General features: G+C 72.6%; 12 protein-coding genes. 2 read left to right on the forward strand and 10 right to left on the reverse strand.

Annotated elements, in window-relative coordinates; translation table 11 throughout:
• Positions 1–36: 36 nt before the first annotated feature.
• On the reverse strand, positions 37–792 hold the full coding sequence (locus TNCT6_RS13970) for a hypothetical protein (protein WP_141359683.1): 756 nt from the start codon (positions 790–792) through the stop codon (positions 37–39).
• 7 nt (positions 793–799) lie between these two features.
• A complete protein-coding gene (locus TNCT6_RS13975) occupies positions 800–1369 on the reverse strand; it encodes an RNA polymerase sigma factor (protein ID WP_141359684.1) in 570 nt (189 codons plus the stop codon).
• 243 nt (positions 1370–1612) lie between these two features.
• On the opposite strand from TNCT6_RS13975, the gene TNCT6_RS13980 reads away from it, so the two are divergent.
• A complete protein-coding gene (locus tag TNCT6_RS13980; RefSeq protein ID WP_141366400.1) occupies positions 1613–3583 on the forward strand; it encodes an NAD-binding protein in 1971 nt (656 codons plus the stop codon).
• A gap of 92 nt (positions 3584–3675) precedes the next feature.
• On the opposite strand, the gene TNCT6_RS13985 is transcribed toward TNCT6_RS13980, so the two are convergent.
• Complete coding sequence (locus TNCT6_RS13985) at positions 3676–5508, reverse strand: prolyl oligopeptidase family serine peptidase (protein ID WP_141359685.1); 1833 nt, start codon at positions 5506–5508, stop codon at positions 3676–3678.
• A 200-nt stretch (positions 5509–5708) separates the two neighbouring features.
• Between TNCT6_RS13985 and TNCT6_RS13990 the strand changes: the two genes are divergently transcribed.
• A complete protein-coding gene (locus tag TNCT6_RS13990) occupies positions 5709–6524 on the forward strand; it encodes an SURF1 family protein (protein WP_141359686.1) in 816 nt (271 codons plus the stop codon).
• Positions 6525–6531: 7 nt separating this feature from the next.
• Here the strand turns inward: TNCT6_RS13990 and TNCT6_RS13995 are convergent, their stop codons facing one another.
• The 7 genes from TNCT6_RS13995 to TNCT6_RS14030 all read right to left on the reverse strand — a co-directional run bounded on the left by TNCT6_RS13995 (position 6532) and on the right by TNCT6_RS14030 (position 12980).
• Positions 6532–7692, reverse strand: coding sequence for a hypothetical protein (locus TNCT6_RS13995; protein ID WP_253266101.1), 1161 nt, complete (start codon positions 7690–7692; stop codon positions 6532–6534).
• Complete coding sequence (locus TNCT6_RS14000) at positions 7689–8384, reverse strand: SigE family RNA polymerase sigma factor (protein ID WP_373996170.1); 696 nt, start codon at positions 8382–8384, stop codon at positions 7689–7691. Before TNCT6_RS14000 ends, TNCT6_RS13995 begins: the two co-directional genes overlap by 4 nt.
• 387 nt (positions 8385–8771) lie before the next feature.
• Positions 8772–9863, reverse strand: a complete 1092-nt coding sequence (locus TNCT6_RS14005) for an aspartate-semialdehyde dehydrogenase (RefSeq protein WP_141359687.1) — start codon at positions 9861–9863, stop codon at positions 8772–8774.
• Positions 9860–11137, reverse strand: a complete 1278-nt coding sequence (locus TNCT6_RS14010; protein WP_141359688.1) for an aspartate kinase — start codon at positions 11135–11137, stop codon at positions 9860–9862. Before TNCT6_RS14010 ends, TNCT6_RS14005 begins: the two co-directional genes overlap by 4 nt.
• A gap of 189 nt (positions 11138–11326) precedes the next feature.
• Positions 11327–11986: a DUF5063 domain-containing protein gene (locus tag TNCT6_RS14020; protein WP_141359689.1), complete on the reverse strand. Its 660-nt coding sequence runs from the start codon at positions 11984–11986 to the stop codon at positions 11327–11329.
• Positions 11979–12578, reverse strand: coding sequence for a recombination mediator RecR (gene recR, locus TNCT6_RS14025; protein ID WP_141359690.1), 600 nt, complete (start codon positions 12576–12578; stop codon positions 11979–11981). Before recR ends, TNCT6_RS14020 begins: the two co-directional genes overlap by 8 nt.
• Before the next feature lie 57 nt (positions 12579–12635).
• Positions 12636–12980: a YbaB/EbfC family nucleoid-associated protein gene (locus TNCT6_RS14030; RefSeq protein WP_141359691.1), complete on the reverse strand. Its 345-nt coding sequence runs from the start codon at positions 12978–12980 to the stop codon at positions 12636–12638.
• Between the last annotated feature and the right edge of the window lie 2 nt (positions 12981–12982).

Consider the following 12982-nt stretch of genomic DNA (forward strand, 5'->3'; position numbering starts at 1 on the left):
GGTTGGCCGGCAGTGGCCCAGCCTGACCGGCACCCCTCAGGAGTTCTCCTCGCCCGTGGCGAAGTGGGCCCTGGCCAGGACGGTGCCGTCGGGGGCGATCACCCGCGCGCCGGCCAGCTTGGCGGGGTCGACGGGGGCCTGGCCGCCCCAGGCGCCGCGGCCGTGGTGCAGGGTGAACTCACCGACGGGGACGGTGGTGCCGTCCTTGCGCACCAGCCGGCAGGTGACCTTGCCCTGGTGGGGAGCACCGGTCTTGGTGAGGTCGATGTTCATGTAGATCCAGCCCGGGGAGCCGGGGTGGGCGTAGACCTCGCCGGCCGGCTTTCCGGCCGCGTCGGCGGAGGTGAACCCGCCCCACAACATGCCCGACCCGACGGCGGCGGTCGAGGCGGGCCCGGCCACGGTGGACTCGATCGCCGTGCCGACCGCCCAGCCGCCGAAGCCGACGGCGAGGAGGACCGCGCCCGCGGCGGCGGCGACCCGTGGTCGTATCCGGCCGAGCACGCCCGGACGCGGGATGCCCGGCGCCCGGGCGTGCGCACGCCCGTCGTGCGCCGCCCGCTGCGTCAGTGCCTGGGCCACCCGGCTCTCGAACCCGACCGGCGGCTCGCTGCCCGGCAGGAGCCCGATCAGCCGGTCGCCCAGCAGAGTCAGCTGTCCGATGTACTCGCGGCAGTCCGCGCACCTCTCCAGGTGCGCGACGGCACCGGCCCGCTCGCGGCCGGGCAGGACACCCAGCGCGAGCTCGGCGCCGATCTCGCGAAGCTTCTCGCAGCTGATCTCACTGGCCATGGTCGCCTCACTGGAAGGAGGCGAGGGTGGTGCGCAGCTTCCCCATCGCCGTCCTGACCCGTGTCTTGGCGGTGCCCAGCGGAATGTGCTCCCAGTCGGCGATCTGCTGGGCGGTCATGCCGTAGATGCCGGCCATCACCAGGGCACGGCCCTGTTCGCGCGGCAGCTCGGCCACGGCGGCGCGCAGCCGGGACGACGCCTCGTCGGCCAGCGCGTGCCGCTCGGGGGTGTCGCTGACGACGTCCAGGATCGCGTCGAGGTCCTCCGGCGCCACCGGTTCCTGACGCCGTGACCGTACGGCGTCGATTGCGAGGTTGTGGGCGATGGTGGTCAGCCAGGTGGTGACCGACCCGCGGCGCGAGTCGTAGATCTGCGCGTGCCGCCACGCCCGCTCGAATGTCTGCTGAGAGATGTCCTCCGCCAGTTGGGGGTCACCGGTGACCGCGACGGCGACACCGAAGACCCGGTGCTGAAACCTGCGTACGAAACTGACCGCGAGTTCCGGATCACCGGTCGCCAGCCCGGACAGCAGAGCCTCATCCGGGAGCCGGCCCACCGGGAACCAGATTCTCGACACATCCGTATATACGGACCATCCCCGCGCAGGGATTGCCCGACCGAAACGGAATCCCATGCTCCGATTCTCCCGCGGGACCGCTCTCCGCGCGCTCTGTCGCGGAACGATCTCCGGTAGGAGGCCCGCGGTGACCGTGCGCGAGCCGGGGTGGATGGTGGAACCACGCGTCCCGGTACGGCAGTCTCTTCCCTCGTGGGGAGCGTTCCGTATCAGGGTGGTGTGCCGGACGGCACGGGTGCGCACATGGTGGTGTGCGGGGACGACGGGCTCGCGCACCGGTTGGTCGCCGAGTTGCGGGGGGTGTACGGCGAGCACGTGACGCTGATCGTGCCGCCCTCCGAGCGCACGGTGCGGCCACCGGTGGTGGGCCGCAGCCGTACGGCGTCGGCGCTGCTGGACCGAGTGGTGAGCGCGGCCGTGAACCGGGCGGGAGTCGGGACCGGCGGCGCGGGCAACGGCACAGGTGGTGGCTCGGGCGGAGGCGCGAGCGGCCAACCGGCCGGTGCGAACCGGCTGCTGGAGGCCGCCGAACTCACCGAGGCCGTGCTCGCGGACGCCGGCGTGGAGCGGGCGGCGGCGCTGGCCCTGGTGTACGACGACGACGAGACCAACATCCGCGCCGCCCTGACCGCCCGCCGCCTCAACCCGCGACTGCGGCTCGTGGTCCGCCTGTACAACCGGCGGCTGGGCCAGCACATCGAGGAGCTTCTCGACCAGACCGCCGCGCTGGCGGTCGGCGGCGACCACGCGGCGGGCACCGACGCGTCCACGACCGTGCTGTCCGACGCCGACACCGCCGCGCCCGCGCTGGCCGCCAGCGCCGTCGTCGGCACCAGCAAGGTCGTCCAGACCGACGGGCTGCTGCTGCGCGCGGTGGAACGGCCGCCGCCCGCGCCGGGACAGGTCGCCGACCCCGGGCTGTGCACACTGGCGCTGCTGTCCGCGACGACCAGCGACCCGGCCGGCGCGGACGGTTCCGAGGACAGCGGCGACCAGCGGCCGCAGCTGCTCCCGGACGAGGCGGCGGTACGGGCGGCCACCGGGCGGGCGACCGTGGTGCTGGAGCAGGTCTCGTACGCCGCCGGTGAGCCGCTGTCCGCCAGGCGCGTGGTGGCGGCGGCCGTGCCGCCGCTGACGTCGCTGTTCTCGCGGCGGCTGCGGTGGACGGTGGCGGGTCTGCTGGCGTGCGTGTTCGCGCTCGCGGTGGCGTTGTGGATGGTGGCCGGCATCCATCCGCTGGGCGCGGTGTACCTGACGCTGCTCGACCTGTTCGCCATCGACGACCCCGCGCTCGGCGAACCGGTCGGACGGCAGCTCCTGCAACTGCTGACCGGGCTGGTGGGTGTGCTGCTGCTGCCCGTGGTGCTGGCCGCGGTGCTCGAGGCGCTGGGCACGTTCCGGTCGGCGTCCGCGCTGCGCAGGCCGCCGCGGGGGCTCGGCGGACACGTCGTCCTGCTGGGACTCGGCAAGATCGGCACCCGGGTGCTGACGCGGCTGCGGGAGCTGCGCATTCCCGTGGTATGCGTGGAGTCGGACCCGGAGGCGCGCGGAGTGGCCACGGCGCGGCGGCTGCGGGTGCCGGTGGTGCTCGGGGACGTCACGCAGGAGGGCGTGCTGGAGGCCGCGAAGATCCACCGCGCGCACGCGCTGCTCGCCGTGACCAGCGCGGACACGACGAACCTGGAGGCCGTGCTGTACGCGCGGTCCGTGCGCCCCGACCTGCGGGTGGTGCTGCGGCTGTACGACGACGACTTCGCCACCGCGGTGTACCGCACCCTGCGGGCCGCGCACCCGAACGCCCTGACGCGCAGCCGGAGCGTGACGCACCTGGCCGCGCCCGCGTTCGCCGGCGCGATGTTCGGCCGGCAGATCCTGGGGGCGATCCCGGTGGAGCGGCGGGTGCTGCTGTTCGCGTCCGTGGACGTGGGCGGGCATCCGCAGCTGGAGGGCAGGACGCTCGCGGAGGCCTTCCGGCCGGGGTACTGGCGGGTGCTGGCGCTGGACGTGGGGATGACCACGGACGAACGGCGGGATCCGGCCGCACCGGAGGCGGCGGCCGAGCGCCCGGACCGGGCCTCGGGTCTGATGTGGAACCTGCCCGGCACCTATGTCCTGCGGAAGGAGGACCGGGTGGTGCTCGCGGCGACCCGGCGCGGTCTGGCGGAGCTGCTGGGCCGCAGGTCGCGGGAGCGGACGGGGACGCCCGAACCGTAGGAACGGGGGCGCCGGGACCGTAGGAGGTGCGCGGGGCGGGCGCAGGCGGCTCAGGATGCGCGGTCCTGGGCCACCCGCGCCCCGCGGCTTCCCTACTTCGGCAGATGCCGCTCCGCGAAGTCCAGCTCCAGGCGGATCTGCTTGATGCGTTCGTCGACGACCAGGGATCCGTGGCCGGCGTCGTAGCGGTACACCTCGTGGACGGCTTCGCGTGCCTGGAGGCGCTTGACGTAGTTCTCGATCTGGCGGATCGGGCAGCGCGGGTCGTTGACCCCGGCGGAGATGTAGACGGGCGCCTCGACCTGGTCGACGTAGGTCAGCGGCGAGGATGCCTCGAAGCGCTCGGGCACCTCCTCCGGGGTGCCGCCGAGCAGGGTGCGGTCCATGGCCTTCAACGCTTCCATCTCGTCGTGGTACGCCGTGACGTAGTCGGCGACCGGGACCACCGCGATGCCCAGCGCCCACAGGCCGGGCTGGGTGCCGAGACCGAGCAGGGTGAGGTAGCCGCCCCAGGAGCCGCCGGTGAGGATCAGGCGGGCCGGGTCGGCCAGCCCCGAGCCGACGGCCCACTCGCGGACCGCCGCGATGTCCTCCAGCTCGATCAGGCCCACCCGGTGCTTCAGCGCGTCCGTCCACGCCCGGCCGTAGCCCGTCGAGCCGCGGTAGTTGACCCGGACCACCGCGTAGCCGTGGTCGACCCAGGCGGCCGGGCCCGCGGCGAAGGAGTCGCTGTCGTGCCAGGTGGGGCCGCCGTGGATGTCGAAGACCGTGGGGAGCGGCCCGGTCGCGCCCGCGGGCCTCTGCACCAGGGCGTGGATACGGCCGCCGGGGCCCTCCACCCACACGTCCTCCACCGGCACCGAACCCGGGGACTTCATTCCGGGCGGGTCGAGGACCACCCCGCCGTGCGTCGAGCGGACCGCGGAGGGCTCGGCCGCCGAGGACCACAGGTACTCCACGCTGCCGTCCGGGCGGGCGGTCGCGCCGGAGACCGTGCCGGGCGGGGTCGGGATCGTCGTCAGCTCGCGGGTGGCCAGGTCGTAGCGGAACAGCTCGCTGCGGGCCTCGAAGCCGTGCACCACGAGCAGTCCGCCGCCGTCCGGGCACCACTCGGCGCTCACGTCGCCGGGCAGGTCGAGCGCCAGGTCGTGCTCCTCGCCCGTCGCCACGTCCCACACCAGCGGCTCCCACCGGCCGCGTCTTTGGTGGCCGACGAGCAGCCGCGTGTCCCCGTCGACCGGGGCGAAGCCCAGCACCTCCAGGCCCAGCTCGACCGTCCCGCCCTTGGTGTCGTCCAGCTCGGCGACCGTCGTGCCGTCCGGGCGCAGCACGCGCAGCGCCGAGTGCATCGCGTCGCCGTGCTCGGTGTGCTCCAGGGCGATCAGCGAGCCGTCGTGGGAGAGGTCGCCCACGCCCGCCGACTCGCGGTGCCGGTAGATCTCCGTCACCCGGCCGTCGCGGGCCAGGTGCAGGGTCGTGCCGTCCTCGTCCGTCGAGCGTCCCACGACCGCCGTGCGGCCGTCGCGGCCGAGCGCGAGGCCCGCCGGATACGACGCCCCGAGGCCGGGTACGGCCGCCTCGTCGGCCCCGCCCGCGAAGGGCTGCCGCCGCCAGACGCCGAACTCGTCGCCGTCCTTGTCGTCGAACCACCAGATCCAGCGCCCGTCCGGCGAGAGCAGACCGTCCGTCGTGCCGTTCGGCCGGTCGGTGACCTGCCGCTGCCCGCCCGTCGCCCGGTCCCAGGCGTACAGCTCGTACGTCCCGGTCGCGTTCGACACGAACAGGGAGCGCTCCGGCGCGTCCTCCGCCCAGTCGGGCAGGGACACCCGGGGCGCGCGGAAGCGCTTCTCCCAGTCCGGCATCTCCTCGATGAGTGCCCGCCGGTCGAGTTGCTGCGGCGAGTCGGACCCGTTGCTCTCAGTCATGACCCCATAGTGCCCGGTCCCGCCGTCACATCGGCGACCGGTCTCCCCAGCCTGTGGACAACTCCGCCCGGATCCTTCGCATCCTCTCGCGGTTTCCACACCTTTCCCGCCCGCCGGGCGCCCCGGGTCCCGGCCACCCGGCGCCCCTCCGGGCCGACCCCGCGACCGGGGCGGAGCCTGCGGCACCGTACCGTTGAGGCGTGTACCGGTTTCTGCTGACACCTCGCTGGTGGGGCATCAACGTCTTCGTGCTGCTCGCCATCCCCTTCTGTGTGTTCATGGGGTCCTGGCAGCTGAGCCGGTTCGAGGCACGGGTGCAGGACCACCGGACCGCGACCGAGCAGGCCGCCTCCTACCGCGAGGAGGCGCCGCGCCCGCTGGACCGGCTGCTGCCCGTGGACAAGCGCACGTCCGGCATGCCGACCACCGCGACCGGCCGGTACGCCGATCAACTGCTGGTCCCGGACCGCGAGCTGGACGGCAAGCCGGGGTACTACGTGCTGACGCTGCTGCGCACCGACTCCGGCAAGGCACTGCCGGTCGTACGCGGCTGGCTGCCGGGGACCCCTGACCCGGCCCGGGTCCCGGCGCCGCCCGCGGGCGAGGTCACGGTCACCGGAGCGCTCCAGGCGTCGGAGACGCCGGGTGACAACGGGGTCGGCGCCCGGGGCGGACTCCCGTCCGGGCAGACCGCGGCGATCAGCGCGGCCTCGCTGGTGAACCTCGTGCCGTACGGCGTCTACGACGCCTGGGTCACCCTCGACCACGCCGACCCCGGGATGAAGGCGGTGCCGGCGAAGGCCCCCGGCAACACCGGGCTGGACCTGAAGGCGTTCCAGAACCTCGGCTACACCGGCGAGTGGTTCGTCTTCGCCGGCTTCGTGGTCTTCATGTGGTTCCGGCTGGTGCGCCGCGAGGTGGAGGCCCTACGGGACGCGGAACTGGGGCTGGCGCCCGAGGAGGCCGACGAGGTGCCGGTGCCGGCGCCCGCGTCGAGCGGCGCGTCCGGCGCCTGACCGTTCCCTACGACGCCGGGAGCACCCCGGTCCGGTAGACCGTCCCCGCACACGCGTTCGTCACCGTCACCGACGCCGAGGGCGAGCCGGCCTCCGGGGTGTGGGAGACCACGACGCTGCCGTCGGCCGTGCCGTCCGCCAGGAGCATCTGGGTGGTGACGCCGGAGTCGCCGCCGGTGCTCGTGGCACCCGTGGTGCTCGCCCCCTGGGTCGGGGACGGGTCGGACGAGGGCCCGCCGGTCTCGTTGCCGCCGGTGCTGCCGCCGCCGCTGGTCGGACAGGTCTGGGAGGGTACCCAGGCGAACTTCACCTCGTACGCCGAGCCGGACGGCAGGAGCAGGCCGGGCACCTCGGTGGAGGGGTCGGGCAGTTCCGCCGCCGCGTCGCCGGAGGTGTGTACGACCACGGTGATCCTGGTGGCGTCGGCCGCGCCCTGCGCGAGGGTGCTCACCGATCCGGAGCCGCCGACCCGGCAACTGCCGGCGGAGACGTTGGTGACATGGAAGGTGCCGTAGACGACACCGGCCGAGTCGGGGGCGTCGACGGTGGCGGTGGCGGGGCCGAGCTGGGCGGCCGTGCACACCGGGGCGTCGCTGCCGGAGGAGGCCGAGGGGCTGTCCGGACCGCCGGTGGGTCCACTGTCGGCAGCCGCGTCCGGACCGCCCTTGTGGTCGTCCTTACGGCCCTCCGCGCCCCCGCCTGCGGCCTTGCCCGAGGAGCCGCCGATGGCGCTCTCGCCGCCGTCCGGTCCCTTGCCCTGGCTCGTACCGTCCTGGGCCTCGGAGGCCTTCCCGGCGATGGCCGGGTTGGCGTCGGAGTCGGCGGTGCGGGAGACGTGCACGAGGGCGGGGATGGCGGTGCCGACGAACAGGGCGGCGGCCGCCATGCCGACGACGGCCTGCCGCTTGCGCGCCCGCCGCGCCGGGACCGCGTGCCTCAGGTGGTCCAGCGTGCCGTCCCGCGGTTCGACGTCCTGGACCGCCTGGTGCAGCATCCTGCGCAGTTCCAGCTCGTCCGAGTCGAGCCCGTCCGGGCCGAGTTCGTCGGGGCTGTGGTTCACGGTTCCGTTCCCAGCGTGCGATTGCGTGTGCTCTTGATGGTCCGCCTCGCGCGAGGCGCCGGGTTCGTCCGGCTCACGCTCGTCGCGGTCCTCGTCGTGCTCCCTCATGCCGACGCCCCCATCGCGACCCGCAGCGCCGCGATGCCGCGCGAGCCGTACGCCTTGACCGAGCCCAGCGAGATCCCGAGGGTCTCGGCGACCTGCGCCTCGGTCATGTCCGCGAAGTAGCGCAGCACCAGGACCTCGCGCTGGCGGCGCTGGAGGCCTTTCATCGCCTTGATCAGGGAGTCGCGCTCCAGCTGGTCGTAGGCGCCCTCCTCGGCGCTGGCCATGTCCGGCATCGGCTTGGACAGCAGCTTCAGGCCGAGGATGCGGCGGCGCAGGGCCGAGCGGGAGAGGTTGACGACCGTCTGCCGCAGGTAGGCGAGGGTCTTCTCCGGGTCCCGGACGCGTTTGCGCGCGGAGTGGACGCGGATGAACGCCTCCTGGACCACGTCCTCGCAGGAGGCCGTGTCGTCGAGGAGGAGCGCGGCCAGGCCCAGCAGCGAGCGGTAGTGCGCGCGGTAGGTCTCGGTGAGATGGTCGACGGTGGTGCCGGCCGCCACGGTCTCCTCGGCGGCCTCACGCTGACTGGGTATGCGGGCGGGCCGCGCGGCGGGCATGGGCGCGATCACCGGCATGCCGCCGGGAACGCGCGGACGGAGCGCCGCGCGGGGCGGCCGCAGTGCGGTGCCGCGGGTCGCCGCTGGGGATACCCCCCGCTCGAAGAGCCTGGGGGTGAACTCAAGAACCTCTGCCACGCCAGTTGGACACGTCTCCCCCCGCCGAGGTTGTACGTGCCGGGCAAGTCATTTGCGCCGTGTGCCACGTCCGGCGACGTTCTCGCGGCAGGCGGCACAACCGAATGCGCCTGGTATGGCCTCATGCGTCCCGCTCATCCCCTATGCCTGAATCACCGGGACGTCCCCACGTCCCGCAGCGTCCCCACGCCCCCGAAGGGCGACCGCAAAGACGCTCCCCGCCCTTCGCGCGGTTGCAAAGGACGGGGAGGCAAATCATCAGCCGCCGAACGGCATGGATCAAGTGGTCCAGCCCACCGGCCGGACCATGATTCTTACATGGATCCTACAAACAAACAGGCCCCTGGCCACGGCATTTCCGGCGGGGGCCCACTCGTACGACAGGAGTCACAGCGCCTCGGCCGCGACCAGTTCCGCGATTTGCGCGATGTTCAGCGCCGCGCCCTTGCGCAGGTTGTCACCGCACACGAAGAAATCCAGCGCCGTGGGATCGTCCAGCGCCCGGCGCACCCGCCCGACCCACGTCGGATCGGTGCCCACCACGTCGGCGGGCGTGGGGAACTCGCCCGCCGCCGGGTCGTCGTACAGCACCACGCCGGGCGCGGTGGCCAGGATCTCCCGCGCCTTGCCGACCGTGACCTCACCCTCGAAGCGGGCGTGCACGGTCAGGGAGTGCGTGGTGACCACCGGGACCTGCACGCAGGTCACGGCGACCGGCAGCCGCGGCAGCCCGAGCACCTTGCGGGACTCGTCCCGCAGCTTCATCTCCTCCGACGACCAGCCCTCGTCGCACAGCGACCCGGCCCACGGCACGACGTTCAGCGCCACCGGCTCCGGGAACGGACCGGTGTCGTCCCCGACGGCCCGCCGCACGTCACCGGGGCTGGTCCCCAGCTCGGTGCCCGCCACCAGGGACAGCTGCCGGCGCAGGGTCTCCACGCCCTCGTGTCCGGCCCCGCTCACCGCCTGGTACGAGGAGAGGACCAGCTCGCGCAGGCCGAACTCGGCGTGCAGCGCGCCCAACGCCACGATCATGGACAGGGTGGTGCAGTGGGGGCTGGAGACGATCCCGCGCGGGCGCCGCCGCGCCACGTGCGGGTTGACCTCGGGCACGACGAGCGGCACGTCCGGGTCGGTGCGGAAGGCGCCCGAGTTGTCGACCACCACCGCGCCCCGGGCGGCGGCGAGTGGCGCCCAGTGCGCGGCGGCCTCGTCGGGGACGTCGAACAGGGCGATGTCCACCCCGTCGAAGGCGTCCTCGGCGAGCGCGGCCACCTCGACCTCCTCGCCGCGCACGGTCAGCCTGCGGCCGACCGCGCGCTCGGGCTCCCCGCCGCTCGGACGCGGGTGGGAGTCCGGGGGAATGGCGAGCAGGCGGATGTCGCCCCAGATGTCCGCGCGCTCGGACAGGATCCGGAGCAGTACCGTGCCGACGGCTCCGGTCGCTCCCACGACCGCGAGCGTCGGTCGGTCGCTCATCGCCCGGTGCCTCCGTAGACGACGGCCTCGTCGCTGTCGGAGTCGAGCCCGAAGGCGCTGTGCACGGCACGCACGGCCCCCGGCACGTCGTCCTGGCGGGTGACGACCGAGATACGGATCTCGGAGGTCGAGATCAGCTCGATGTTCACGCCCGCGTCGGACAGCGCGGTGAAGAAGTCGGCGGTGACGCCCGGGTTGGTCTTCATACCCGCGCCGACCAGGGAGATCTTGCCGATCTGGTCGTCGTAGCGCAGGGAGTCGAAGCCGATGCCGACCCGGTTCTTCTCCAGCGCGTCGATGGCCTTGCGGCCCTCGGCCTTCGGCAGCGTGAAGGAGATGTCCGTCAGGCCGGTGGCGGCGGCGGACACGTTCTGCACGACCATGTCGATGTTGATCTCGGCATCGGCGATCGTACGGAAGATGGAGGCGGCCTCGCCGGGCTTGTCGGGCACGCCGACGACCGTGATCTTGGCCTCGGAGGTGTCGTGTGCGACACCGGAGATGATGGCCTGCTCCACCTTCTTGTCCCCTTGCTGAATCGGCTCGCTGCTGACCCACGTGCCCTGCAATCCGCTGAAGGAGGAGCGGACGTGGATCGGGATGTTGTACCGGCGCGCGTACTCCACACAGCGGTGGAGCAGCACCTTGGAGCCGGACGCGGCCAGCTCCAGCATGTCCTCGAAGGAGATCCAGTCGATCTTCCGGGCCTTCGCCACCACGCGCGGGTCGGCGGTGAACACGCCGTCGACGTCGGTGTAGATCTCGCACACCTCGGCGTCGAGGGCGGCCGCGAGCGCCACGGCGGTGGTGTCGGACCCGCCACGCCCCAGCGTGGTGATGTCCTTCCCTGCCTGGCTGACGCCCTGGAAACCGGCGACGATGGCGATGTTGCCCTCGTCCAGCGCGGTCCGGATCCGGCCCGGCGTGACATCGATGATCCGGGCTTTGTTGTGCACCGAGTCGGTGATGACACCTGCCTGGCTGCCGGTGAACGACTGGGCCTTGTGACCCAGGTTTTTGATCGCCATGGCCAGCAGGGCCATGGAGATCCGCTCTCCGGCGGTCAGCAGCATGTCGAGCTCGCGCCCGGCAGGCATCGGGGAAACCTGCTCGGCGAGATCGATCAGCTCGTCCGTCGTGTCGCCCATCGCGGAAACCACGACAACCACGTCGTTGCCGTTCTTCTTGGCTTCCACGATCCGCTTGGCGACGCGCTTGATGCCCTCGGCATCGGCTACGGAGGAGCCTCCGTACTTCTGCACGACAAGGCCCACGTGCGCTCCTCGCTCAGTCCGTGTCCATCGCACTCGCGCATACGCGGTGCGGTCGGCTCAGTCTATCGAGCGTCCGAATTTCCCTTTCGCGATACCGCATGGTGAGATGCCCGGCGCCCGCTGGTCAGAACGGCTCATGCCCAGGCACCGGAGCACCACTCGGAAAGTGCGCCGGGTCACACCGGACGGTCAGCGCGCCCGGCGCAGTCCCAGCGGGTCCGCGATCTCCTCCGCCATGACCTTGCCGGCCTCGAACTCCAGGGTCTCGTCGCCCATGCCCTGGTCGGTGTCCAGGCCGTCCAGCTCCTCCAGGGGCTGGTTGAGGCGGACGTGGGCGACCAGGGACTGGAGGGCGCGCAGGGTGGCGGAGGCAGTGGAGCCCCAGTTGGAGAAGTAGGAGAACTGCCACCACCAGAGGGCCTCGGTGGTGCGGCCGGCGCGGTAGTGGACCATGCCGTGCCGCAGGTCGGCCATGACGTCCGCCAGGTCGTCGGAGATACGGGCGGGCACAGGTGCCCGGCGCGGCTCGTAGGGGTCGAAGACCTCGGAGTAGACGTCGATCGGCTCCAGCAGGCGCGCGAGGTTCTCGCGGAGCTGGTCCACGTCCTGCTCCGGGCCGGGGTCGGGTTCGTAGCGCTCGTCGGGGACGATGTCCTCGTGCGCGCCCAGCCGGCCGCCGGCCAGCATCAGCTGGGAGACCTCCAGCAGCAGGAAGGGCACCGCCGAGTCCGGCTCGTCGCCCTTGGCGACCTCGGTGACCGCGACCAGGAAGCTCTCCACCTGGTCGGCGATCTGGACGGCGAAGTCGTCCGGGTTCTGGCTGGTGGCGTGCAGCGTGGCGTCAGACATCTAGGAGTCGTCTCCCCTCGAAGGCGCGGCCGAGGGTGACCTCGTCCGCGTATTCCAGGTCACCGCCCACCGGGAGGCCGCTGGCCAGGCGGGTGACCTTCAGGCCCATGGGCTTGATCATGCGGGCGAGGTACGTCGCCGTCGCCTCGCCTTCGAGATTCGGGTCCGTGGCCAGGATCAGCTCGGTGACCGTGCCGTCCGCCAGTCGGGCCAGGAGTTCCCGGATGCGCAGGTCGTCCGGGCCGACGCCCTCGATGGGGCTGATCGCCCCGCCGAGGACGTGGTAACGGCCGCGGAACTCTCGGGTGCGCTCGATGGCGACGACGTCCTTCGGCTCCTCGACCACACAGATGACCGAGGGGTCGCGGCGGCTGTCGCGGCAGATCCCGCACAGCTCCTCCTGCGCGACGTTGCCGCAGGTCGCGCAGAAGCGGACCTTCGCCTTCACCTCGAGCAGGGCCTGGGCGAGCCGCCGTACGTCCGCCGGTTCCGCCTGGAGGATGTGGAAGGCGATCCGCTGCGCGCTCTTGGGACCGACGCCGGGCAGCCGCCCGAGCTCGTCGATGAGGTCCTGAACCACGCCTTCGTACAACGGACTGCCGTCCTTCCTGGATCGCTTCGGTACGTACGGTAGTTGCCCGCGCCCGCCTCAGAAAGGCAGCCCCGGGATTCCGGTGCCGCCGCCCAGGCCCTGGGCCAGCGGGCCGAGCTTCTGCTGCTGGAGTGCCTGGGCGTTCTCGTTGGCCGCCTGGACGGCGGCGACGATCAGGTCGGCGAGGGTCTCGGTGTCCTCCGGGTCCACCGCCTTGGGGTCGATCTTCAGCGCGCGCAGCTCGCCGGCGCCGGTGACGGTGGCCTTCACCAGACCGCCGCCCGCCTGCCCGTCGACCTCGGTCCGCGCCAGCTCCTCCTGGGCCCGCTGAAGGTCCTGCTGCATCTTCTGGGCCTGCTGGAGCAGTTGCTGCATGTTGGGCTGGCCACCACCGGGAATCACGA

Origin of the sequence: Streptomyces sp. 6-11-2, from assembly GCF_006540305.1 — a bacterium.
GTDB lineage: Bacteria > Actinomycetota > Actinomycetes > Streptomycetales > Streptomycetaceae > Streptomyces.

Bases quoted from the DNA above. Each gene is read 5' to 3' on its own strand.
- TNCT6_RS13970 (WP_141359683.1), bottom strand. From the start codon at position 792: ATGGCCAGTGAGATCAGCTGCGAGAAGCTTCGCGAGATCGGCGCCGAG.
- TNCT6_RS13980 (WP_141366400.1), top strand. From the start codon at position 1,613: ATGGTGGTGTGCGGGGACGACGGGCTCGCGCACCGGTTGGTCGCCGAG.
- TNCT6_RS13995 (WP_253266101.1), bottom strand. From the start codon at position 7,692: ATGAGGGAGCACGACGAGGACCGCGACGAGCGTGAGCCGGACGAACCC.
- TNCT6_RS14020 (WP_141359689.1), bottom strand. From the start codon at position 11,986: ATGTCTGACGCCACGCTGCACGCCACCAGCCAGAACCCGGACGACTTC.
- TNCT6_RS14005 (WP_141359687.1), bottom strand. From the start codon at position 9,863: ATGAGCGACCGACCGACGCTCGCGGTCGTGGGAGCGACCGGAGCCGTC.
- TNCT6_RS13985 (WP_141359685.1), bottom strand. From the start codon at position 5,508: ATGACTGAGAGCAACGGGTCCGACTCGCCGCAGCAACTCGACCGGCGG.